The sequence below is a fragment of the Brevibacterium mcbrellneri ATCC 49030 genome (genome assembly GCF_000178455.1).
Lineage (GTDB): Bacteria > Actinomycetota > Actinomycetes > Actinomycetales > Brevibacteriaceae > Brevibacterium > Brevibacterium mcbrellneri.
Genome location: NZ_ADNU01000023.1, coordinates 108,760 through 132,468 on the forward strand (window position 1 = coordinate 108,760; position 23,709 = coordinate 132,468).

The 23,709-nt window shown below is 56.1% G+C and carries 17 protein-coding genes; 10 read left to right on the forward strand and 7 right to left on the reverse strand.

Annotation, left to right across the window (positions count from 1 at the left end; translation table 11 throughout):
* The first annotated feature begins 18 nt into the window (after positions 1-18).
* Genes HMPREF0183_RS04525 through HMPREF0183_RS13035 form a run of 7 tightly spaced genes read left to right on the forward strand, consistent with a single transcriptional unit; the run spans position 19 to position 14,111 of the window.
* Positions 19-3,531: a tubulin-like doman-containing protein gene (locus HMPREF0183_RS04525; protein ID WP_005883239.1), complete on the forward strand. Its 3,513-nt coding sequence runs from the start codon at positions 19-21 to the stop codon at positions 3,529-3,531.
* On the forward strand, positions 3,532-6,231 hold the full coding sequence (locus tag HMPREF0183_RS04530; protein ID WP_005883241.1) for a DNA translocase FtsK 4TM domain-containing protein: 2,700 nt from the start codon (positions 3,532-3,534) through the stop codon (positions 6,229-6,231).
* On the forward strand, positions 6,231-8,165 hold the full coding sequence (locus HMPREF0183_RS04535; RefSeq protein ID WP_005883242.1) for a SaeA-related protein: 1,935 nt from the start codon (positions 6,231-6,233) through the stop codon (positions 8,163-8,165). Before HMPREF0183_RS04530 ends, HMPREF0183_RS04535 begins: the two co-directional genes overlap by 1 nt.
* Positions 8,165-11,056: a GAP1-N2 domain-containing protein gene (locus HMPREF0183_RS04540; protein WP_156798135.1), complete on the forward strand. Its 2,892-nt coding sequence runs from the start codon at positions 8,165-8,167 to the stop codon at positions 11,054-11,056. Before HMPREF0183_RS04535 ends, HMPREF0183_RS04540 begins: the two co-directional genes overlap by 1 nt.
* Positions 11,053-12,039 (forward strand): hypothetical protein, encoded by a 987-nt coding sequence (locus tag HMPREF0183_RS04545; protein ID WP_005883246.1) that lies wholly within the window; start codon positions 11,053-11,055, stop codon positions 12,037-12,039. Before HMPREF0183_RS04540 ends, HMPREF0183_RS04545 begins: the two co-directional genes overlap by 4 nt.
* A 1-nt stretch (position 12,040) precedes the next feature.
* Positions 12,041-13,222 carry a TRAFAC clade GTPase domain-containing protein gene (locus tag HMPREF0183_RS04550; RefSeq protein WP_005883248.1) on the forward strand — a complete coding sequence of 394 codons (1,182 nt, stop codon included), beginning with the start codon at positions 12,041-12,043 and terminating at the stop codon, positions 13,220-13,222.
* A 4-nt stretch (positions 13,223-13,226) separates the two neighbouring features.
* On the forward strand, positions 13,227-14,111 hold the full coding sequence (locus tag HMPREF0183_RS13035) for a hypothetical protein (RefSeq protein ID WP_005883250.1): 885 nt from the start codon (positions 13,227-13,229) through the stop codon (positions 14,109-14,111).
* Between the two features lie 60 nt (positions 14,112-14,171).
* On the opposite strand, the gene speB is transcribed toward HMPREF0183_RS13035, so the two are convergent.
* The 7 genes from speB to HMPREF0183_RS04590 form a co-directional block, all read right to left on the reverse strand.
* Positions 14,172-15,185 carry an agmatinase gene (gene speB / locus HMPREF0183_RS04560; RefSeq protein WP_005883252.1) on the reverse strand — a complete coding sequence of 338 codons (1,014 nt, stop codon included), beginning with the start codon at positions 15,183-15,185 and terminating at the stop codon, positions 14,172-14,174.
* A gap of 69 nt (positions 15,186-15,254) precedes the next feature.
* Positions 15,255-16,127, reverse strand: a complete 873-nt coding sequence (locus HMPREF0183_RS04565; protein ID WP_005883254.1) for a hypothetical protein — start codon at positions 16,125-16,127, stop codon at positions 15,255-15,257.
* Entirely contained in the window at positions 16,124-17,110 is a 987-nt protein-coding gene (locus tag HMPREF0183_RS04570) for a VWA domain-containing protein (RefSeq protein WP_005883256.1), read from the reverse strand. Before HMPREF0183_RS04570 ends, HMPREF0183_RS04565 begins: the two co-directional genes overlap by 4 nt.
* Positions 17,107-18,081: a vWA domain-containing protein gene (locus tag HMPREF0183_RS04575; protein WP_005883258.1), complete on the reverse strand. Its 975-nt coding sequence runs from the start codon at positions 18,079-18,081 to the stop codon at positions 17,107-17,109. Before HMPREF0183_RS04575 ends, HMPREF0183_RS04570 begins: the two co-directional genes overlap by 4 nt.
* Positions 18,072-18,521, reverse strand: a complete 450-nt coding sequence (locus HMPREF0183_RS04580; protein ID WP_005883260.1) for a hypothetical protein — start codon at positions 18,519-18,521, stop codon at positions 18,072-18,074. The genes HMPREF0183_RS04575 and HMPREF0183_RS04580 overlap by 10 nt, the downstream gene beginning before the upstream one ends.
* A complete protein-coding gene (locus HMPREF0183_RS04585; protein ID WP_005883262.1) occupies positions 18,508-19,377 on the reverse strand; it encodes a DUF58 domain-containing protein in 870 nt (289 codons plus the stop codon). Before HMPREF0183_RS04585 ends, HMPREF0183_RS04580 begins: the two co-directional genes overlap by 14 nt.
* Complete coding sequence (locus HMPREF0183_RS04590; protein ID WP_005883263.1) at positions 19,374-20,354, reverse strand: AAA family ATPase; 981 nt, start codon at positions 20,352-20,354, stop codon at positions 19,374-19,376. The genes HMPREF0183_RS04585 and HMPREF0183_RS04590 overlap by 4 nt, the downstream gene beginning before the upstream one ends.
* 554 nt (positions 20,355-20,908) lie before the next feature.
* Here HMPREF0183_RS04590 and nrdH point away from each other — a divergent pair.
* From nrdH to nrdE, 3 genes are read left to right on the forward strand one after another with little or no spacing between them, the layout of a single operon-like run.
* Positions 20,909-21,160, forward strand: coding sequence for a glutaredoxin-like protein NrdH (nrdH, locus tag HMPREF0183_RS04595; protein ID WP_040348029.1), 252 nt, complete (start codon positions 20,909-20,911; stop codon positions 21,158-21,160).
* Positions 21,161-21,574, forward strand: a complete 414-nt coding sequence (nrdI, locus tag HMPREF0183_RS12475; protein WP_005883267.1) for a class Ib ribonucleoside-diphosphate reductase assembly flavoprotein NrdI — start codon at positions 21,161-21,163, stop codon at positions 21,572-21,574.
* Complete coding sequence (gene nrdE / locus HMPREF0183_RS04600) at positions 21,544-23,706, forward strand: class 1b ribonucleoside-diphosphate reductase subunit alpha (RefSeq protein ID WP_005883269.1); 2,163 nt, start codon at positions 21,544-21,546, stop codon at positions 23,704-23,706. Before nrdI ends, nrdE begins: the two co-directional genes overlap by 31 nt.
* Positions 23,707-23,709: the final 3 nt, after the last annotated feature.

Genomic DNA, 23,709 nt, shown 5'->3' on the forward strand with positions numbered 1-23,709 from the left:
CCTCGAAAGGTATAGATCATGTACAAGTTCCTCGTCGTCGGTTGTGGTGGATCCGGTGGTGAAACACTGGCACGGATGATGGACCAGTTGCGGTCTGAGCTCATGCCACACGGCATTTCGAAGCTTCCAGATGGCTGGCAGTTCGTGCACGTCGACGTTCCGACTGTCCCTGACACTGACGTCAAAGGCGTGGGTAACGTGCGCGACCAGGGCGGTACGTACATTGGAACTGCGCCTTCCTCGGGTTCCTACTCCGTCCTTGATTCGGCTGTGAGCCAAAAGCTCCAGCAGTCGGGAGACTTGGACCAATTTGTGACGTGGGCACCTCGCAAGCCCGCCTCAGTGACCACGCCGTTGAAGAACGGTGCTGGTCAGATGCGTGGTGTGGGTCGTGTGATTACGCTCAACCGTGCCCCCGATGTGTTCCAGGGTCTGCAGCGTGCGGTCAACAAGATGAAGACCACGGAAGCGAATGCGGAAATGGCCGAGGCGGCCCGCGCCATCCCTGGTTCCGGCGGCTTTGATCCTGAAGGTTCGCCCATGGTTTTGGTCGTGTCGTCGATGGCCGGTGGCGCCGGTGCGTCGATGGCGCTGGACGTGTGCCGTCTGTTGGGTCAGGTGCAGGGTGTTTCGGTCAACGACACGTGTGTGTACATGTACACCTCGGATATTTTCCCAGACCGCCTTGAAGGTGTGCGCCCTAACGCTCTGGGAATGTTGGGTGAGATCGTCTCAGCTCAGTCGGTGTCGTCCGAAGAGCACGACGTGCGCATTCTGGAAGCCTTGGGTCAGCACATTGACCGTTCTGGTGGACCGTCGTTTGCGCGTGTGTTCCCGGTTGGTAAGTACCAGGGGTTGGACCGCACCACTTTTGGTGATGGAACGCAGCAGGGTGTGTACCGTGGTTTGGCCCGAGGTCTCGCAGCCCTCATGGTGTCCGGTTCGGCTTCGTCTTCGTTTAGGCAGTACGACCTGACCAACAAGGACGGTCTGTCGCCTAACCGTAGGTACTTGGGTTGGGGTGTTGAAGCGGGCGAACGCCTGTCATGGGGTACGTTCGGGTTCGGCTCGCTGAACCTGGGCCGTGACCGTTACCGTCACTACGCATCCCAGCGGCTAGCACGTACGTCCGTGGACCGTCTGCGTGAAGGACACTTGCAAGAAGGTTCAAGTGCGGGTGCTCAGCAACAGCTCAACCGTCTCATCGACTCCCAGTGGGACACATTCTTGAGTCGCGTGGGCCTGCCGAATGAAGTGCAGGTTCGCGACATCAACCAGTTGGCAACGTGGATCCGTGGAGCAGCCGGTGGGCAACAACTTGACTCTGCTCTGCGCCAGTTCGTTGAACACCAGGCCGGTTCACAAATGCCACGTGCACAGGGACAGTCTGGGCCAAACTGGTTGGCCAGTTTGGAGACGTACCTGCGCAGCGCTAACCCGCACTTCCGCCAGTTTGCCTCGCAAACGGTGGTGCGCACCACGTTCGACTGGATGCTCAACTTTCAGGGTGCTTTCCTGGGTTCGCTGGAAGACGCTATTTCTGACTACGGTCTGCCGTATGCCCGCGGGCTCATGGAGAGGATGAAGTCCTTCCTCCAGCACGAACTCACCGCCGCATGTTCCAACCTGGGTGCCAACCAAGCTCCTGACATCATGCGCCCAAGCCAGCAGGTTTCCACCTCGGTTTCGGCAGTCCGCGGAAACATTGTTCAGGGTGACCAGTTTGAACGCCAGGTCATCAACGACCTTCACGTGGGTCTGCTCAACGGGTGCTTTATTGAAGCGAGCAAGATCTTTGCCGACGTCTTGAGCGAAGCACCGCGTGATTTCATCCAGCCACTTCTGAAGACCATTGATGAGTCGATCCAGGCGCTTGATCTGGTCGTCAATGAGACGAGCCGCACGGTTGGTTTGGCAAATGTGGAAACCGATGTCTATTCCGCGTGGCCGTCGGATCAGGATCAGCGCGTGCCTGAACGGTTCTCGACCGCTCATAACGAAGTGCTCATCACTGCAGCCGAAGACTTCCAGAACCTGTACAACAGTCACCTTCCTGCCACGATCGAAGGTGACAACGGATGGGATGCTGCCCGCCAAAAGGGAGCAGCTCACGTCATCTCTGGACAGTGGCCAGCAGCAGAAGGTTCCCGCGCACCTGGTGGACTCTTGGAAGTCAACTCAGACTGGCGCCCCACCTTCTACAAATTTGACCCACGTAGCCAGGAACAGCGCACCATTACACCCACCTCGGGACGCTATACCTTGCACGTTAAGGCGAACGAATTGCGTTACCGTGCCCTGGAATTTGTCAACCGTCGCAACGAAGCGTTTGAGCACTACTGCGCTTTGTCGCTCGAGGACTACATTCTGGGTCACGACGGTGCCGCTCCACACGAAATCGACCAGCGTAAGAAAGACGTTGCTGACAAGTTCCGCAAGACGCTGACGCGAGCACTTCCACTGGCAAGTGTCCACCCGGATGTGGTTTCGAGTGTCCACTCCTCAGCAGTGCGCTACCAGTACAAGTTCTCGTCCGTACCCTTTGGTGCGGCCCCGGACCTTGTCGACGCTCTGACCGAAGTTCTCACGTCCCAGCAGTCGGTTGACACGCAAACGATCGACATCTTTGAGAAGGTCGTTTCGCAAGGACAGACTGCCGCAGGTATCACCCACGTCGACATCTTCGGATCGTTTGGAAACTTGAGCCCCATCGCATTCGACGGGGTTCTGCAACCGGTTTCTGACCGGTGGTCACGCTTGACCTCGGCTGGTCAGCGCCGTGATTTCTGGACGTTCCGCCGCGCACGCCCACTCCCAGCGTCGCTGCCCATGAGCGACCTGGAGCGCCGCGCCATGATCGCCGGTTGGTACGTGGCTCAGCTGACCGGTCAGTTGCAGATCCCTGACCGTCGTAACTTGAGCCGCCCGGTACGTGTGTACCGCGCAGAAACCCAGCAGTGGATCGACTTCCCCAACCCGCTTCTCACACCACCGTCTGAGTTCGTGGGGGAGACGTTCGACTGGTTGCCTGCAGTCCTGGAGTCGTTCCTGTTGGCTATCGCGAACGCTCACCAGAGCCCAGTCCTAGGTTCGCTCATTCCGTACCAGACTCTGCGCTCCATTTATGACGGCAGTGAAGAAGAACCGGCCTCGGGTCTGCAGATCGTGTCCGCACGTGACTTCCTCACCGACTGGATGTCAACGGGTAAGACCCCGTCCGGTGCACCATCGCGAGCCGACGCTGATGACCTTGAAGGCCGTTACACCAACGCCCGCCAGTTCCTCGAAACGGTGCACACATTCGCGGCCAGCAAGCTCGACACCTCAGCGAACAAGTCGACCCCAAGTGTCCGTGTTGATTCGCGTGCGCAGGGATCAGTGACCCCGATCTTCTGTGACTTGGTGCCTGACATTGTGCAGGTGACCGAAGAACTGATGACCCTTCTTGACGAAGCCAAGTCCGACGCTGAAAGCAGCGGCGGTAACAGTGGTTTCGCAAACGATCTACCTGAAGGATTTGGAGCCTTTTAAATGGAAACGAATCTGAGTCTTGTCGTGGCTCCTGCGCACCTCATTGGTGTGCGTGAAACGTTGCGTGACTGGCAAGTGAGTGGACTTGTTTCCGACTTCATTTGGATTCCCGTTGAGGCTCAGGATATGGGGCGCAATCTCAACGCGCAGCTGGTGTCTCACGGGGCACTCAAGCCAGTTGACGTGCGCTATTTGTCTGGCCAGGTTCAGTACTCCCGTATTGGGGTGTTGGTCTTGGGCGCTGTCACGGGGTCCGAACGGGACGCTGCACGTCTGTCGAAGACAGGTGAAGTGGGTTCGTTCGTCCGTGATGTGGTCACCCAGGACTTTGGTGCGGCGCAGGTTTCCGCGATCCGTGCCGTGTTTGCGACTGAGGATTCGTCAAACAAGGTGGAGTTGCCGGATTCTAATGGCTGGGTTGATGTCGTTTTGAGTCCGTCGGATTCGAAGGGCCCCCGGGTTGGGTCCCGTCCGGTGAATTCGTCGAATATCGCCGAGGTGTGTGCTTTCTTGGCATCCCAAGTTGCCCCGTTGGCGGGTATGTGGGATTCGGTTCCGCAGGGGACTCTGGACGATCTACCACCGTCGTACCAAGGGTACCGAGGTCGTTTAGTCCGCTCGTTTTTCCGCAGGCTTGACGGCACCGCAGTTGAGGACGCGTTGCGTGACAAGGCATTTGAAACGGCCACCGGATATCCGCTACCTAACTTCAGCGGTACTCCAGCACGCTACTTTGATGACGATGGAGTAGTCGTTGATCAGGCACTTCAGCATTTCTGGGCAAAGCACGGCTACCTGGTAACCCCTAACCGGGAACAGTATGTTTCGCCTGAACCTCAACCGATCTCAGCCGGTGAAGCTCTCAAGATGTTTGGCACGTTCTTGGGGAATGCGATCAAGGGCACGCCTGGCGCATTAGCAGCTGGGCTCGTTGACTCCACAAAAGCCGCGGTTGCACAGACTGTTCACGGCCTGGTTTTTGGCGACCGAGCTTCTGAGTACAACGTGGTTGTGGGTGGTATCGACGCAAGCGGTCGCCCAGTGGGTTGGCAAGAGTCGATGAACGCGGCCCAGCGGATTGAAGGTGCGCTGGGGGTAGACCGTCACAACATCGACATGTCGGGTGTATGGCGCTCCATGGTGCTGAGTTCCCTCACGCTCCTGGACTATGGGACGGCTGGCCGTGACATGCCGACTCTTTCCCCGCAGCCGGCGATTGTGCGAGACCCAGCTGTTGTCGCTCCTGACCCGGAGGACATGTTCACCCTCAAAGGGTCGGTTGCCGGGCGCCTAGGTGCGATGAGTGTTCAACCGGCCGATCTGGTTCACGCCCAGGAAGTGGGTCGGCAGATCAAGACGGTTGCACAAGACCCCAACATGCAGACCCCTGACGCCGACGCGCAGCTTAACGAGATGACGGACTGGTACGACCGAAGCCGGAAGTCGTTTGTCAGCCGGATTGGCGAAACTATTTCGACTAACTTCGAAGCTCGTCGCCAAGAAATCGCCGAACGGATGAAGAACCTGGGGCGCAATACAGAAGAGCAAGACGACTCGGAGCACCTGCTGGCTGAAGCACACCGCATTCTGAGTGTGAAGCTCAGGCAGCTGTTTGGCTACTCAGCTGCTTTGACCGTTCTTGTGTTCTTCCTTGCCGGAATGGACTGGGCGCCGTGGTGGCTCGCGTGGACCGTTTTGGGGCTCAGTGTCGTAGGAAGTCTGGCAGGTGCTTTTGGCCTGTTCATGCGGTCTCAAACCGATATTTTCCAAGTGATTCACCGCAGGAAAAAGGACCGGGAAGATCAGGAGATCGATGTTCGCAACCTCAAAGCGACAATCTCCGAATTTACTCGCCTCGGTGAAGCCTACTCCCAGTATTTGCGATGGGCAGACATTGTGGGGGCTTTTGTCCACCGGCCGTTCGGCTCCCGCACACAGCTGGCGCGTGGCGAACAGCGCCGCTTCGATGATCTCCCTATCAGCATGGGTAGTGCAGAATACGTAGTTGATTATGCGCAGGTTGAAGAGACCGCCAGAATGCTACGCACCGAAGTGTTTTACACGGGGTGGGCATCTGAGCAGTTCTACAACTTTGCCAACGTGAGTCTCCAGCGCGCTGGAATCAACAACTTCCCACTGAGCTCGGACATGCACTCCCTGTTCGCAGAACAGTCCACCGCTGACGACTCGGTTCTCACTGTTCTGGCCCAGTCACTGAGAAACAACGGGGTAGACCCTGTTCTGGAAGCCGATTACTGGGAACAGATGCGCAAACGCATCGACCACCCAGGAATGGAAGCTGCCCGCAGCTCTCTTCTCAGCCAAATCCACATCAGCGGAGAACACGCCAGCCAAAGCCTGGAAGACTTCCGTGGAACCGTTGGCCTAGAAGACAACCAAGAAATCAGAGAAACCCTGGACGACGAACTCCTCACAGCAAACGCCGTGGGATTCGACAAGAACGCAGTCATTGCGAACAGCGTGCGCAAACAGCCAGCCGGTTTTGGTGAAGTGCTCGTTCACACACAGATCACAGGTGACCTCACACCTGATGACCTGAAGTTCGCACAAAGCTACAGCGGTGATGTCAACTGGGGTAACTCGGAATGGTCGGTCTCTGACCCGGCACAAAACGTACAGCCTGCACAGGACGAACAACCCACAACGTGGAATAACCCATTCGGAGGTGACGCCATCTAATGTCCTCCTTCGACTTTAACGATCCGTTCGAAATCCCAGAGCCACGTATCGACGTGCCACCACCTCGGGCGGGGAACGAAACCCAGGAGCCAGCCTGGGAACCACCTGCCCCGTATGTTCAGCCTCACGGCGCTCAGAACCAGGACGTCGAGCAGGCAGGCGACACCCAAGAGGAACCCCAACAGCTACAGGGGATCCGGTTTGCGCCGTTTAACTTTGGGCAACAACCAACGCCACTCACCATGAAGGCGAAACCCCAAGAAGACGGTGTTCACCTGGCATGGAAGCCCAGCGAAACCCCGTGCGTGTACCGCGTGGTGGCGCAAAACGCCGGCGAACCGCACTCGCCAGACATGGCCGAAGAAGTCGTTGTCACTCAAGGCACCACGGCAATTGATACCGACCGGCCTCGGCACGCTGTTAGGTACTACCAAGTGTGGCGCTACGAAGCTGAAACCGTTGAGGAAGCCCAGACGGTACAACCGATACTTCACGCCGCCCGCCGGATCACACACGGAATACAAAACCCCAACATTCGCTTAGACGAACAGTACGTTGTGGGGAAGTGGGACTCGCTCGAAGGCATTTCAAGCGTTCACGTCTACCGGGTTCCCGCCAAAGTCAAAACCACAGGTGTCGCCGGCCCTGAATACCGGGTTGCCGGAACCAAACCGAACACGCAAGGATTCACCGACGGGCAGGGAACCCCGGGCGAAACGTACATCTACCAGTTCGTCTCAGTGTCACACGATGGGTTTGCATCAGACCCCACCGAGTTCACTATGTCGATCCCTATTCGGCTGCAACCGGTGACTGATCTGGAATTCGTCCTGCACGAACCCGACGAAACCGAGGGACGTCGCAGCCCAGAATTCGACCTCAAATGGAGCACTCCGGTCCACGGTCGCGTCGAAATCTATCGAACCGAAAAACCTCCCGTTTCCGGCCTCGAACAGGAAACGGACCTCACCGCCACGTACCTCAACGACCGTGGTTTCCTCCCCGATGACGCTAGGCTCGCAATGCCTGTGCACAAAGGTGGAGACGGCACATCGTCCATGTTCAGCGTCCCATGGCCAGAACAGTGGACTCGCGCATACTTCACCCCCGTCGTATTTGACGGCGACAAAGTGCGCGTGGGAAAGACCATCCACGGTCAACGAGTCCGGCCTGTCACGGAAGCGAAGTTCACCGAACGCATTGGGCGCAAGATCATCAGCTTCGCGTGGCCAACCGGAGCTGACACAGTGCGCGTCTACCGCACGCACATAGACGGTGATGCACAATCTGCTCTCAGCGGATCACCCGTTGTGCAGATCGACGAATCGAAGTACCGCGACCAAGGCGGGGTATCGCTACCGGGAGAAGACGACCGAGGTGGATCCACCTACTACCTGGTGGCCGGACTTTTCAGTGGGGGACGGGACATCTTGTCCAAACCCACTCGCTTGGATTCCAACCCCCTGGTCAAGTTGCAGTATGAGTTCGCAATGAACCTCAACCAGGCCGGTGGCTTGGACGGGCAACTGTATGTCAAAGCGGTCGCAAGTGACCTGCGTGAACAGGTGAGCCTGTGCGTTGTCCATAACCCCACGCGCCTGCCCTTGCACCCCGATGACGGGGCCCGGGTCCTGCTTACCCGCATCTCACCAGCGAACGACGAACCACGACGTAGCGTGCGACCCCACGCGCTGTACGCGGCATTCGAGAACCCAGACAGTGCAGTGTACGCATTCGCTGTTCCACAACCCAACGGTTTCGTCCGTGCGTTCCTCGACATGCGTACTGAAGATCTCAAACGGTATACCCTTCTGGACCCAGCGGTTGTCAGGCTTCAGCCAGCAGAATGGCTCAGCTTCTTCTACCAACAGCAAGGCATGCAACAACAACCCATGCCACCCCAGCAACAGCAATACCAGCAGGGGAACTGGTAATGAGCCAAGGACAAGTGGGCGGGCCACCCACATTTGGCCACCGACAGGGAAGAGCAGTCCCCGAAAAAACGAGCCCGGCACCTGCTGCGCGCATCACGATGCCACAGACCGAGAAACCTGTTGCCACCTCGGGCGCGGTACCACCAACACCCGCCCCAACGGTCGCGAAACAGCCACCCGCAACCCGTTGGGCGCAGTTGACCTACGCCTCGTTTGACCGGGCTGACGGCTCTCCAGGTGGGTGGCAAGAAAAAGACATCGTGGGCGACCCCACAGACGAAGAACGCCGAACCCTGCGACGATACGTCATGTCGCAGTTTTCGTACCACGGCACACTTCCCAAGTTCGCAACCCCGGAACAAGTCTCAGCCCTACCGGTCCGGTTCGCCTACCATGCACCGGACAACGAGCGACCAGGTATTTACGCCTACGCCGTTAACGCGGGAGTCGACTCAACTGGACGCCCCGGCAACGTGTACAGCCACATCTTGATGGACCGCAACCCAGACACCATGCGACCCATCGATCTGTGGCGCTCGCCCAGCTTTGCCCGGCCCGCGAACGTCGACGACATTCTGCACACTCAGATCGCAGAAACGCCTCAAAACATGCAGGCGGGAAACCTGCGAATGATCACGCAGGTCCTCCAGACACAGGGGTACACTGAACCGATTCTCGCCGCCGCCGACGCCCTCATGAACACGCAACACAAAGGGACTGTGGTGCTCGTCAGCGACAGGCAAGACTGGAGCGCGATCGTCATCATGGCGGTTCAGTACCTCATGAGCCCCTCTCTTGCGCGAACCGTGAACTGGTCGGTGTACGAACGTGCACGCGATATACGTAGCGACATGCAGATCGTGGCAGTGCCCGAATGTGACCGTGAAGACGTCCAACGCATGGACCATACGTACGTGATCTGCGATGGCGACATTCTGCGCATCGAAGGTGACCAACACGTGCTCGGTCAAAGTCGCGCGATCCCGGTTACGGCGTTCTCAACACTCATCCGCGCGTGCCTTGCTCAGCCGCATGAACTCGTATCCAGGCTTGAAGCCCTGACTCGTATGGATCAGTGGGCTCGTGTTGAAGTGCACGAAAACGTGCAACCGGTATGGGCCCTAGCAGCGCTTTTGGCCATGGAACCAGGGTCGTTGGACCAGGGCACAGCGGATCTGGCGCTCGACGTTGCAACTCAGAGTTTCCCCGCCTCGGCACGCACAATCGACAAACTGTTTTCCCGTGTCAGCCAAGGCGTAGTTGAGCGTGTCAACGGGAGTTCAGATCCGTGGTCGGTTGTGAGCGAGTACCCGCATGACGCCCACAGTGCTGAACGTTTCGTCGCACAACGGGCCGCCCTCATCGCCACCTTGGAAGGGCGGGCGCAAGTTCCGCACCCATCGCAGGTTGTGAGTGCCACTGAGTTGGCGAAGGACGCCGAGGTCGTCGAACGTGCTGTCAAACGTGTCGACCAAGAGCGGGAACATGTGACCGAGTCCTCTTTTGCGGTTGCTGAAATGCTGTGTGTAGCCGGTACCGCAGACGTTGGTTCGAACCCGCAACTCACTGCGCGACTCTTCGACCTCATCGCTCAACTGCCGCAGATAGCCCCAGAGTATGGCAACCCGATAGAACTCGACGCGCGTGCCATCGACGTGTTTACGCACGCTCTTCTCGAAGCCGAAAACGCACACATTCCAGAAAGCCCGGAAACCACCTCGGCGGTTCCTCCCCGGCCAGCCGCGCCGCCACCTCGGCCCACGGCACCACCCCCAGCCGCACCCGCGCGCCCTTCCGCTCCACCACCCGTTCCACCTGCGAAGTCACCGGAGCCTGCAAGCCCGTGGGCGCCTAAATCCGACAGCCCGTGGGCGCCGCCAGGTGAACGAAGCGGAAGCCAGCCGGCGCACACAACCGCGAACAGCGACACCCAGCAGGCACGACCAGTTGCGGAAACACTGGCGGTATCCGCGCCACTGGCTCGCGCACTCGTGAGCAACGGCCTACCGCTGCCAGTAAAGGAACGCGTGGACACCAACGCGTTCACCCCGCTGACCGCGCAACTGACTGCGCTGATTCTCAACAACCAACCGCAACTGGCCGTGCCACTGACCCGGTACTTGCAGACTCTGTCACCGGACAAGCAACCCACGCGAGTGCTTAAACACATTGTCACGTTGCCCATCGAAGTGGCGGTCGAATGTTTCCATTCCGCACCCCAACTGTTTGACACAGATCTGATTCTGACGCTGATCAACGCGCATGCATGGTCACCAGAATTGAAAAACCTGTGTGAATACCTCGTTGCAGGCGGGTCAGCGAGCCGACGCGTATGGTATCCATGCATGTTGCTCGATGCATATGATCAGCCACGAGACATCGACTCCGCCACGCTGATGGCAGTGACGTACGACCTGGGTGATTGGAAGCGACACCACCAGCAGGCGATGAGTTCATATCTGTACACCTATCAGTTGGCTTCGACACTGTTCCCTGGTTCGTACAGGCTTGAGAAGAATGCGCCGGTGCAGTCGGTGAACGTGGACGACATCGACCCCGCGAGCGTGGACCCCGACCGTGTGCGGCGTCTGCTGTATCTTGCGCACCCGGACATTCAACCGGAAAAGCTAGTGGTCTTAGCTGTCACTGACAGAAAGGTGCAAGAGGCCATGCCGTCAGCGACCCTACGCGTCGTGGATATGATGCAAGGCAACCGACGCATCATCAATGCGGTATGCGAACAGTTCGCAGATGACATTTGTGCAGAAGACGTGGTGGACTGCGCAAAGGACTTCATTACGGCCAGAGGCGGAACACTCCGCAAGATTGGTATGGGAATTGACGTGAAGAACACCCTGAAGTCATTACAACGGCAGGAGGCCCAGCAATGACTGTATTTATGCTGAACCGGGGCGCGTCCGTAAGCGTGAACCGGTCCCGCTTGACCCTGTCGGTCACACTGCCCAGTCAGTCCGACACGATCAACGTGGTCGACGACTCAGGTGCGGCGATCGACTTCGTTGCACCAGCGCCAGGTTTCGTGATCATTCCGGAACCTCCAGACAGTTTCACTGTGTCTGTTCAGTCTGGGGCGCAAGAGTTTCCGCGCGGTTCGTCGATCTTCGCGAACGTCAAGGTCGATGCAACCGACTACACCGACGAAGACGAAGTACGGCTCTCTGAAGGGATTGACCCGTCAGGTTTGCGGAGCGTGAACATCTTGCAGTTCAACGCTGACGGTGGATCGTTGCGAGTGGAACTGCCCGCGGTGTCCACGGTCGCGCAGGATTTGTCGTCTTCGGCCGAGGCCGTTCGAGTCGAAGCGCGCCGTCAACTTGGCAATGTGGATGGGACTTCGCGTCCCGTGGTGATTGCGTTAGATGCTTCGGCATCAGCACACACCCTGGATGCGAAGAATGTGCAAGAGACCCTTGAACACATCATTGGATATGCCTCTCAGGTGACTTCAGAAAACAACATTTCGGGAGCCTTGGTATCTGACAGGTACGTTCCAGTGGCTAGCGGAGAACTGGCGGAACTTCCTCAGCGAATGGTGAAAGAGCTAGAGAGTGCACCGTTGCGTTCGTCTTCTGTGATTACCAGCGAAGCACTCATCGCGACTTTGCCCCAAGATGCGCTGGTGATCTATGTCAGTGATTCGCTTCCGATCGACTTTGCACGCTTAGGAACCTGCGGGGTTGAGGTGAAGCTGGTAGTCCTGATGTCCCGTGAAGCGTGGGATGTTGAGACACGCGGAGTCGAGATCCCTGTCCCAGCTACTCACGTTGACACGCACGCTTTAGCGAACATGCCTGAAGCTAGCCGATCGGCTGCACTGTCTCAGTTTGTCCAAGCACTTTCCCAGAGGAGTTAATGTGGCGAAGTGTGCAGTTTGTCTGTATGACGTTCCCTACGATACGTACACGTGGGCGCTAGAAAACACGGGTAGCGCGCCAGTTGTCGACAATAACGCGTCATTTTACTTAGGCCGTGAAGTCCGGATTGAAGCCACATTGGACCTCGATGCGGACGTCATGGACAACATGTATGTTCAACCCAACGCGGAAGCCGCGCTGAATGAAATCGTTGCAGGCGGAGGGCTGCCTCAATCTGTACGCCTGGGCGATGAGCTCTGCCCGATTTGTCACAATCCATTAGCGCCTGGTTGGCGTTTTGCTAACGTCACGGTCGTTGCAATGTGCGGGGCACGTGCATCGGGAAAAAGCCTGTACATTGCGACTGCTGTCAAGGAGCTGAAACGAGAGCTTCTTAGCAAGGGAACCAGTTTGCAGATGTACACAGACATTACGGATGAGAACTATCAGACGTATTATGAGCGTCCTCTCTTTGAGCAGATGGGATTGATGGGAGCCACCGTGCGCGCTGACACGGGACAGGCATATCAACTCGACCCACTGATCTTTAGCGTGGGTGGCAACCACCAGAACGGTCGACAACTGTTGGTGTTACGCGATGTGGCTGGCGAAGAGCTAGAGAACCCGCCAGAAAATGACGGCCACTTGGACTTCATGAAGCGCGCTGATGTCATCTTGTTTATGTTTGATCCACTGTCAGTTGACGCGATTGCACGGCGACTGAACGACCTCGTTCCAACGCAAGCACGTTCCTCGGGTAGCCCAGTTCAAGTGCTTGACAATTTGCAACGTCGAATCGGGACAACGGAGCCCGTGCCACGTGTAGGGGTTGCACTGTCCAAGTTTGACGTCATGCAGACGCTGGCTGACATCGACGACCAGGACTGGAGCCGTGTCATGGCTAACCGCGGGTCCGCGATGATGCGCGAACGTCTGGACTCAGATGACCCAGAAGCCGATCAAATGTTGCTTCACCAAGAAGTGAAGAGCTTGCTGTTGCGAATGGGGGCAGACGAAATCGTCAATAAGATTGAAAACCCGCACACAGGTCAGCAGATCCCACACAGGTTCTTTGCGATTTCCGCGCTGGGATATGCCCCGGTAGGGGAACAAGTTTCAAGTTTGGGAATTGCGCCGTTTAGAGTACTCGACCCACTCCAGTGGGCTATGGAAGCAAGGTAAGAACATGATTTTAGGTACTCCGTTAGTGTTCGCGTTGTTGATGGCTCACCTTGTTGTAAGCCCTGTTGTGGGTATCCAGCTTGCGCGGATCATTGGTTTTTCATGGTGGATCGGTCTCTTAGTGGCGGTCTTTGGCGGTGGTCTGGGAACTCTGGTAATGGGGGTCTGGGCACTCGTTGTGTCATTTGGACGCTTGGGCGAAGAACTTCAGGTTCAACCTCCGCGTCAAGCATTCGAAGGGCGAAGCGATCTGGCATTTAACACGCTTGGAAAACTCCTTGCAGCTATTGGGCCAATTGTTTTTATCATCCCCATTGTTCTTACGCACTGGCTTCCATGGAGCGCTGGGGGAGTGTTGCCTGCAGGGGATCAGCGCTTTCTTATCGGGATTGGTTCTCTGCTCCTTGCATTCGCACTGATTTGCGCGCTATGTGCAGCACCACGATGGGCAAACCTTTTCACCTTGAGCGTGTGTTCGCTTGCGTTTAATCAAACGTTCTTTTCGTTCAAAGAGACAGACGCCTCCAATTTAGAAGCAGGATTTTGGATCCTGTTTATTGCGACAGTCATTATCTGGTTGGGCTGCTTGATCTTCGCGATCATGATGAAAGGTCCACAGAAACGTCAAGAACAGCCACCCGTCGTTCAGCACCATCAGCAACAAAATGCTCCAGCAATGGCTGGAGCACCAGGCGGACCAGGGAACATGGGTCCTGGGACCGCGGGACCAGGGTACGGGCCAGGCCCTGTTATGCCGGGACCAGGCCAAGTTGGACCTGGTTCGGCCGGACCAGGATATGGGGGCCAGGGAACCGGTGGCCCCGGTTACGGATCCGGACCTGGCTATGGTTCTGGACCTGGATACGGATCAGGGCAACAGCAGTACTAAACGCAAGCGGGGCGCACTCAGAGTTGGTGCGCCCCGCTTGCGTAGTACCTGTTCATTGACCTAGTTCTGTGCGAACCGTTCAGCGATAGGACCTGTGGGGGACGTGTGACCGGCTTTCTGCGCAGCCCACAGAGAAAGAATTTCGTAACCGACCTGGGCAGCCGCCAAACCGGTGAGCTCAGCGTGGTCATATGCGGGGGAGACCTCCACAATCTCTGCACCCACAACATTGAGTCCTTGAAGCCCACGAATTGAGTTGAGCAGTTCGCGACTTGTCATTCCACCGGCTTCCGGGGTGCCAGTTCCAGGGGCAGCGGAAGGATCTAAAACGTCGATATCGACCGAAAGATATACGGGAGCGTCACCCAAACGCGCACGAATCGCATCGACGATTTCAGGCAGTGGGCGGAACTGGTAGTCATCGCAACGCAGAACCTGGAATCCAAGAACCTTGTCGTCTTCTAAATCCTTCTTGCCATACAACGGGCCACGAATACCTACGTGCATGCACCGTTGAAGATCTAAAAGACCTTCTTCTGACGCCCTGCGGAATGGGGTGCCGTGAGTGTACGGGGCGCCCATGTAGGTGTCCCAAGTATCTAGGTGCGCATCAAAGTGGAGAACTGCAATAGGACCGTGATCTTTTGCCACGGACCTGATGTTCGGAAGAGCGAGAGTGTGGTCCCCGCCTAAAGTGAGAAGCTTGGACCCGTCTGAGCGCAGTTCATTTGCAAGAGTCTCCACCTCAGAGACTGCCTTGTCAATGTCAAAAGGATTGACCCCTACGTCACCACAGTCCGCAATCTGCAAGATTGAGAACGGGTGAATGTCTGTAGCTTGGTTGTACGGGCGAAGCAGTTTAGAAGCTTGGCGGATGTGTTGTGGACCAAAACGCGTACCTGAACGATACGAAACTCCAGCGTCAAACGGAATGCCAACGACTTTGACATCGATCGGTGCGCCAGGCCGCTCTTTTTCAACCTCATCAATACGGGGAAGAAGCCCAAACGTGGGCGGTCCGGCAAAACGTGGAGTGAGACTGTAATCAGCAGGTCCCAATGGCGTTTCACTCATGAGTGTCCTTCTTTCACAGGGTACGTGTGACCTTTCGCACAAGGCGTGTCACCTCATTCTGCCATGTATTTACCACGGCTTATCGGACCATGAAGAGCCACTTGACTGGTCGTTGTTCTGGCGCCCTTGAGCATCCTCGTTTCGTTTAGCGAGTTCCTCTTGTTTGGGATCAGTTCCTTCTTCGCTTCCCTTGCCAGAAGGCTGATCGGAGCCTGCACCCCCAGCGCCGTTGCTGTCGCCGTCACCCGACCCTTTATCCTCTTCGCCTGGGTCATTACCAGAGTCACCGTCTTGCGTTGGATCGTCACCGCCGTCGGAGCTATCCTTCTTCATTTCTTCTCCGCCGTCTCCTTGATCCTTCTGCTTATCACCGTCCTTCTTTTCTTGTTCCTTTTTCTTCTTTTCCTCTTCTTCTTTGCGCTTCTCTTCTTCCTCTTGTTCTTTACGCTCTTGTTCAGTCTGGTCCATGCGCTTCTCGGCCTGGTCCATATTCTGCTTTTGCTGGTTCTGACGGCACCCTTCCGGCGCGTCTGTCGAAATCTTCTTCGCCTCTTCTAAAAGCTTCTTCGCTTCGTCGCGTCGGTCCGCTTCCCACGCGACGTTCGACTTTTCTTCAATCACCGCGGAAAGGTTCTGGCGAACGGCACATTCGTCACGTTCAGGCGTCAGGTCCAGTGCGGTACGTAGCTCGTCTTCAGCTGCGTCAAGCTCGCCTTTCGCCGCAAGCGCCGTTCCCACGTTGAAAGGTCCTTTGTGCTTGTCAAAAGGGACAAAAGAGTCATAGCGTTTAGCGTGCGCAATCGCAGAGTCATAATTTCCCTTGTTATACGCGGACGACGCGAGAGCTAAAAATGAGGATGCGACGGCACTGTAGATACCTACAGCGAGTATGAGCAGACCCACAACGATGCTGATCAGCGTACCTAGTGAAAGCTTCTTCATTTTCGACCGATCCTTGCGATTTCGCGTACACGCTTCAACGCCATGGTGGTTTCAACGACGATCCAGGCATACACCAGAATGAGCGGGATCCAGAACAGCTCATCCACTCCGCGTTGGTCTTTCTTATCAACGAACGACTGTTCAAAAGACGGCACCGAGTAGTCCTGAGTGATCTTTGAGCGCGCGGTGCGGTGGTGATAGTCGGTTCCCATTGAAGAAGCGATCTTCTTCAATGTCGACTCGTCAATTTTTGACAGGGCAGGTTCCCTGGTTTCGGGGTCGTCGATGTATTCGGGGTCGCGGCTGAGGAAAGAGTCGAGAGTTTCCTTCATCTTCCCGCCCTTTTCGGTGCCGTATCCAAAAACTGCACCGCCCGCGAGGTTGAAATCACCGTCGAAAGAATCAGCACCCTTCTCAGAGGTCTTTTCGCCATCGCCAAAATAGAAGACGTACTGGTCTTCACCCGGGTGCGCTTCCTGCCCCTTAGCCAAGCGAGAACTAACTGTTTCTGCCGGCGCGAAGGGAGAAGTTCCTGCTGAACTGCGAGTAATTTCCGGAGCCAAAATGGAAATCGCAGACTTCACAGCAGCGTCATCCGTAGTGAGCGGGACACGCACATGTGACTCCGAACCAAAAGTGATGAGCGAAAACTTAGCCCCGGGCATCGCGTCGACCAGTTCTGTTAGGTCTTTCTTCAAACCCTCCAAACGTGGCTCGGAACCATCCCAGTCTTCCGCAATCATCGAGGCAGTCACATCGACCACCAGATAAACCTGAGCCGACGCCTCTTGTTTGAGGACAACAACCTCGGTGGGAATTCCTGGACGCGCAATCGCGGTCGCCAAAATAAAAACCACCACAGCGCGCAAACACCACATAACTCGTTGATGGGAGCGGGTAAACGCCGCAACACAGCACCCGATCATGACCACCACGACCAAGGGAACTAAAACAACGAACGGGATAAGCGGGTTAAACGTCACAGTTTCACTCCCCACGCAAGAACAAGAATGATGAGAAGGATGACCCCGGTGATGCTCAGCGGAATCGCTGGGTGGTCGTGAGTCAGCGTCACTGCGTCGCCAGGCGTCAACGCGGCCTCTTCCTGCTGCACTTTCTGAATGACACCTCGGGCACCACCGCCACTACCCATGGTGAACATCTCGCCACCAGTGAGCTCAGCTGCCTGTTTGAGCTCGTCGAGCTTCGACGCGGCAAAGAAACCTTTCGGCGCCAGCGCATAGACGCGAACCTTGTGTTTCTTAGCGAGCTCGGCCGCTTCCATAAGTTCATAAATGGGGTTGCCCGCCAACTGGTTGTCGGTAGCAAAAATAACTGACCGTGACCGCTCCTCGTCATTCCGGTCAAAGTTATTCAGGCACGACGCGAGCCCATCTCCAATGAGCGAAGAGCCGTCAATCGACCGGTCCACAGTGCCTTGATAAAAGTTGATACCGCGCAAACCGTTCGACTCAAAACCCAGTTGAGCGTCTTCGAGGAACTCGGAGGCCATTTCGTAATCAGTAGTCAGCGGGAAAACCGAAACGGCAGCCGAATTGAACACGGTCATCCCAATCCGCTCGCCCTTAAACGACTTAATGAGATCGGCATACGTATCCAGAATCTTCGCGTTGTACGACGCCATCGACCCAGACGCGTCAAGGCACAACATCACATCGCGCTGTTTCTGTTCGGGGTTGAGTGTCTCCGTGGTAACTGGGCGAGAAATCCCAGCTAAAGCGCTTGCCCCACCAATCACCGTCACAGCAACAATAGCCAGACCGCCGATCAGAACGCGACGCTTACGCGCAACGAATCCGGGAAGGGAAGTGATTCGGCGCGTGTACGCGACGGGCACGGAACCTTTGAGCGACCTCGGCCGGGAAAGCAAAAGAACCACAACGCCAGCAATGACAAGAAGGATGAGCGCGAGCCACCAAAACTTCAGGACCACATTCCCACCAGCTTTCTCACTTCAGCGAAAAGAGGAGCCACATCAGTCGCTTCTTCTGTTGCGAACTCCGCGACATACAGGTGTTCCACAGCGTGAGCCACCGGGCGCAGACCCATGCGTCGCAGTTCAGCAAGAGTCATGTGGTCGATCTTGTGTCCCCACGCGTCGAAGGCGAACTGGCGGACCAACTCACCCAGCTTTTGAGCTACTAGACGGCCACTTAACTCTTCTGCTGCGAACTGCTCCTCAAGCGCTGTCAGCTGAGATTCGTACTTGGTGCGCACGTGAGTAGGCACTTCAAGGTCCTTGTTGCCACTGCGAAGAAAACGCGAAACTAAAGGCCACGTCAAGACCAACAACCCCAGCAGAATGCCCGCGATCGCGCACACCAGAAGGGCCGGGTGGGCCTGGAGAAGCGGATGCAGTTTATCGACGAGCATTCGCGTGCCTCTTCATGAGTCGGTGAAGTTCGTGGAGGGTGTCTTTGGTGTGCGACAGTTCAACGTGCGAAACGGTTTTGAGCGCATGTTCAAACTCTGCCTGGCGGGCTTCCTCCTGACGTTCGTACTCCGCCTGCAGTTCGCGCGACAGCAGGGACTTGGGAATGTTGGTGTCGTCGCCAACACCCAGTCCTCGGAGATCGCCGAGGTGGCTAGCCGCGATCAGGTCCGCGTCAGTGAGTGTGACCCACATGAAGTCATGTTGCGCGGACAGCCGTTGGACGAGTTTGGGGCTGACCGGAACGCCCGCGTCACTGATGACGAACAAAAGCTTACGGCGAGAAACATTCCGGGCTACCCACGACAGCTGAGTGTTGATATCGCCAGCGTCGAGCGTGCGTGAGTGCAGGATCGTCCGCAAGATGCTTTCCAGATGTGCCTCAGAACCTGCTGAATCAGTAGCCCCGGTGCCACCGGAAGAACCATAGACCATACTCACGTCGTCGCCGTGGCGGACTGCGAGGTATCCGGCCATGCCCGCCATGAGAATGGCGAGTTCACGCTTGAGCTCCCCACCTGCACTGGAAGCGTCAAGTTCCACACCCGTGTTAACGACGAGCATGAGCGCGTGCCGGCGGTGAGCTACATATCGCTTAACCAGCGGGGTGGAGTGGCGGGCAGACGCCTTCCAGTCGATGTCGCGAATTTCATCGCCAGGGACGTATTCGCGAAGATCGTCGAAGTCGAGCGAATGTCCGTGATAGACCGAGGCGTAGTCACCGTCTAACAGACGTCGAGTAAGCCGTCGTGCATGAAAGTTCATGCGCGACTTTACGCGGGGGAGGAGTGTTGTCATGGGGCAGGGATCACGCGGAGAAGTTCGTGGATGATGGTTTCAGATGTCACGCCTTCGGCTGCACCTTCAAAACCAACAATGATGCGGTGGCGCAGAACGCGCAAAGCCAAACTTTTCACGTCCTCGGGAACGGCATAATTCCGGCCGTGCATGACAGCTAATGCGCGCGCAGCCTGTGTAAACGCAATCGAAGCGCGCGGTGATGCGCCACAGTCAATAAAGCGGGCCAAAGGGCCGATATAGCGTTCAGGGTTACGTGTAGCGTTGACAATAGCGACGAGGTAGTTGGAAATGGCCGGGTCGACATAAACCTTTTTGACAAAGGCGCGCAGCTCAACAACGTCCTCAACGCTACACGCAGACTCAACCTGGGAGTCGAACACTCCCGCATCAATGCGATTGAGAATCTCGATCTCTTCTTCGTGGGTTGGGTAGTCCAGGATGTCCTTGAGCATGAAGCGGTCCAACTGCGCCTCAGGAAGTTCATACGTTCCTTCCTGCTCAATAGGGTTCTGGGTTGCCAAGACGAGGAAAGGGGAAGGGAGGTCGTAGCGGACGCCGCCAATGGTGGTCTGCTTTTCTTGCATGGCTTCAAGCATGGCGCTCTGAGTTTTAGCAGATGAACGGTTGATTTCGTCAAGGAGGACCAGATTGGCGTGTACTGGGCCTAAACGGGTTTCGAACGATCCAGTGGCTGAGTTGTAGATTTCCGAACCGATGATGTCAGATGGCAGGAGGTCAGGAGTGCACTGGATGCGAGCGAACTTTCCTTCGACCGAACCTGCAAGTGCCGCAGCAGCTGTAGTTTTTGCAAGGCCCGGCACACTTTCCAGGAGAATGTGGCCACCGGTGAGGAGACCGATCAACAGACTTTCGCGCAGTCGCTGTTGTCCCACGACATATGTGTCTACATAGGACTCGATGTTGGCCAGAAGCGCGCCTGCGTGTGCAACTTCTTCCTGGGATGTGGTACTCATGGGTTCCTTTCTGGGGTGTCGTTTCTAGGATATGAAAAAAAGTGGCAGGTGGCTGAGCTACGTGTGTCAGTCTCGAAACACGTACGCGAACAGCCGTGAAGAGTTCTCCTCGAATCCGCTATGGATGGTTGCACGGTGTCCGTTGGATGCGAGTGCAAAAATTTTTAAAGAATTTTTTCTGTGGATAAATCGGGTTTTGAGTGTGGGTAGCTGTGGATGAAGGATGAAGCTCGCGGTGTGGAGTGAACTGAATGCATGGGCAAACCTGCTGGTAGTCGAACTACATCCTTGTTATTTACACGTGTGGACAACCTGGATAACAGTTTCCACTCCCTGTGCACAGTGAGAACACACACATGAAATTACACTGGTGTAACACACGATATGGGGGTAATGTGTCTGACAGACACAACATCTAGTGGTCTGAGCTGAATGAGAGCACCAGTGCTGGTATCAGCACTACGCGTGGAACGGAAATCCTCTAACTCAGGTGTGTTCCAAGCAGAAGGGGCTCCGCAGCTGGCTACACATCTGCAAGCGTGATGAGGAGAAACATGATTACCGTGTACACGAAGCCAGCGTGCGTACAGTGCACTGCAACGTACCGTGCATTGGATGCTCGCGGTTTAGAGTACCGCTCGATTGACTTGAGCGTTGACACCGATGCGCTCGATGTCGTTAAAGCCATGGGGTACATGCAGGCTCCCGTCGTCGTCACTGACGACGACCACTGGTCAGGCTTCCGCCCAGACAAAATTGCAACGCTCAGCGGCGGTGGCGCGGTTTCGTCATCCGGCGTGGCCTAAATGCTGATTGTCTACTACTCGTCACCTTCGGAATATACTCACCGCTTCGTTCAGAAGCTTTCGCATGAGAGTCGTAGACTTCCCCTTCTCACCAGCGAAGACACGATCGAAGTACACGAACCCTACGTACTAATCACTCCAACATATGGGGCCGGCCCCAACCGTGGGTCGGTTCCCAAACAAGTTAAGAAGTTTCTTGCACAGCCCGTAAACCGCGAACACATTGTCGGGGTCATAGGTGCCGGAAACACCAACTTCGGAAGTAACTACTGCCGAGCAGCCAAACTGGTATCTGCAAAATTGCAGGTACCAGTGCTCTATATGTTTGAACTCCTTGGAACACAAGACGACGTCGAAAAAGTCGACAAAGGATTGGAAACACTGTGTCAACGACAGCGCATGAACGCGACCTAGAAACCATCATCCGCGAGGAAACCGACCTGGACTACCACGCGCTCAACGCGATGCTCAACCTGTACGACGAAAACGGTCGTATTCAATTTGAGCGTGACCGTCAGGCCGCACGCCAGTTCTTCTTACAACACGTCAACAACAACACGGTCTTCTTTCACGACCTGGCTGAAAAACTGAACTACCTGGTCGAGCACGAATACTACGAAAAAGAAGTGCTGGACCAGTACGACTTCGAGTTCATCTCTGAACTTTCGAAATTTGCCTACTCGAAGAAGTTCCGCTTCCAAACCTTCTTGGGCGCCTTTAAGTTCTATACCTCCTACACGCTGAAGACCTTCGACGGTAAGCGTTATTTGGAACGTTTTGAAGACCGCGTCGTCATGGTGGCCTTGTTCTTGGCGCGTGGCGACCGCGAACTTGCTCGCAACCTCGTGGAAGAAATCATTGCTGGACGTTTCCAACCCGCGACTCCAACGTTCCTCAACGCTGGCAAGAAACAGCGTGGTGAGCTGGTTTCGTGCTTCCTTCTTCGGATCGAAGACAATATGGAGTCAATTGGACGCTCCATCAACTCTGCCCTGCAGCTGTCGAAGCGTGGTGGCGGTGTGGCATTTAGCCTGACCAACATCCGCGAGTCAGGTGCACCCATTAAGAAGATCGAGAATCAGTCCTCTGGTGTCATCCCCGTGATGAAGCTGCTTGAAGACTCGTTTTCTTACGCCAACCAGTTGGGTGCGCGTCAGGGTGCTGGTGCTGTGTATCTTCACGCTCACCACCCGGACATTTACAGGTTCTTGGACACCAAACGCGAAAATGCCGATGAGAAGATCCGCATCAAGACGCTGAGCTTGGGCGTGGTGATTCCGGACATCACGTTCCAGCTGGCGAAGAAGAACGAAGACATGTACTTGTTCAGCCCGTACGACGTTGAACAGGTCTATGGAGTTCCGTTCTCCGACATTTCTGTTACGGAAAAGTATGACGAAATGGTCGACGATGCGCGTATTCGCAAGACCAAGATCCGCGCGCGTGAGTTCTTCCAGACCCTGGCTGAAATCCAGTTCGAATCTGGATACCCGTACATCATGTACGAAGACACCGTGAACCGAGCCAACCCCATTGACGGCAAGATCACCATGTCGAACCTGTGCTCGGAAATTCTGCAGGTGTCAGAAGCCAGCGAATATAACGCAGACCTGACCTACGCTCACGTGGGTAAAGACATTTCGTGTAACTTGGGTTCGCTCAACATCGCGATGGCGATGGACTCAGACGACTTTGGTCGCACAGTTGAAACCGCGATTCGCGGTCTCACCGCTGTTTCAGACACGTCGAATATCAGCTCGGTTCCTTCAATTGAGCGCGGTAACAACATGTCGCACGCAATTGGTTTGGGCCAGATGAACCTGCACGGATACCTTGCGCGTGAGTCAATCCACTACGGCTCTGAAGAGGGCCTGGATTTCACCAACATGTACTTCTACACCGTGGCGTACCACGCTGTTCGCGCTTCGATGGAAATCGCTAAAGAACGTGGCGTGGCCTTCGAAGGGTTCGAACGCTCCAAGTACGCAAGCGGCGAATACTTTGAGAAGTACACGCAGCAGGAGTGGGTGCCTCGCACGCAGAAGGTTGCTGACCTTTTTGAGAAGGCCGGCGTTCACATTCCTACACAGGACGATTGGGCTGCGCTTCGCGATGACGTTGCGACGTACGGAATCTACAACCAGAACCTGCAGGCCGTGCCACCCACGGGATCAATTTCGTACATCAACAACTCGACGGCATCGATCCACCCGATCGCTTCGCGCATTGAAATCCGCAAAGAAGGCAAGATCGGGCGTGTGTACTACCCGGCTCCGTTCATGACGAACGACAACCTGGAGTACTACCAGGACGCGTATGAAGTTGGGTACGAGAAGGTCATTGACACGTATGCAGAGGCCACCAAACACGTGGACCAGGGACTGTCGCTGACGCTGTTCTTTAAGGACACGGCCACCACACGTGACGTTAACCGTGCGCAGATTTACGCATGGCGTAAGGGAATCAAGACGCTTTACTACATTCGTATTCGCCAGATGGCATTGCAGGGGACCGAGGTCGAAGGCTGCGTTTCCTGCATGCTGTAAGCG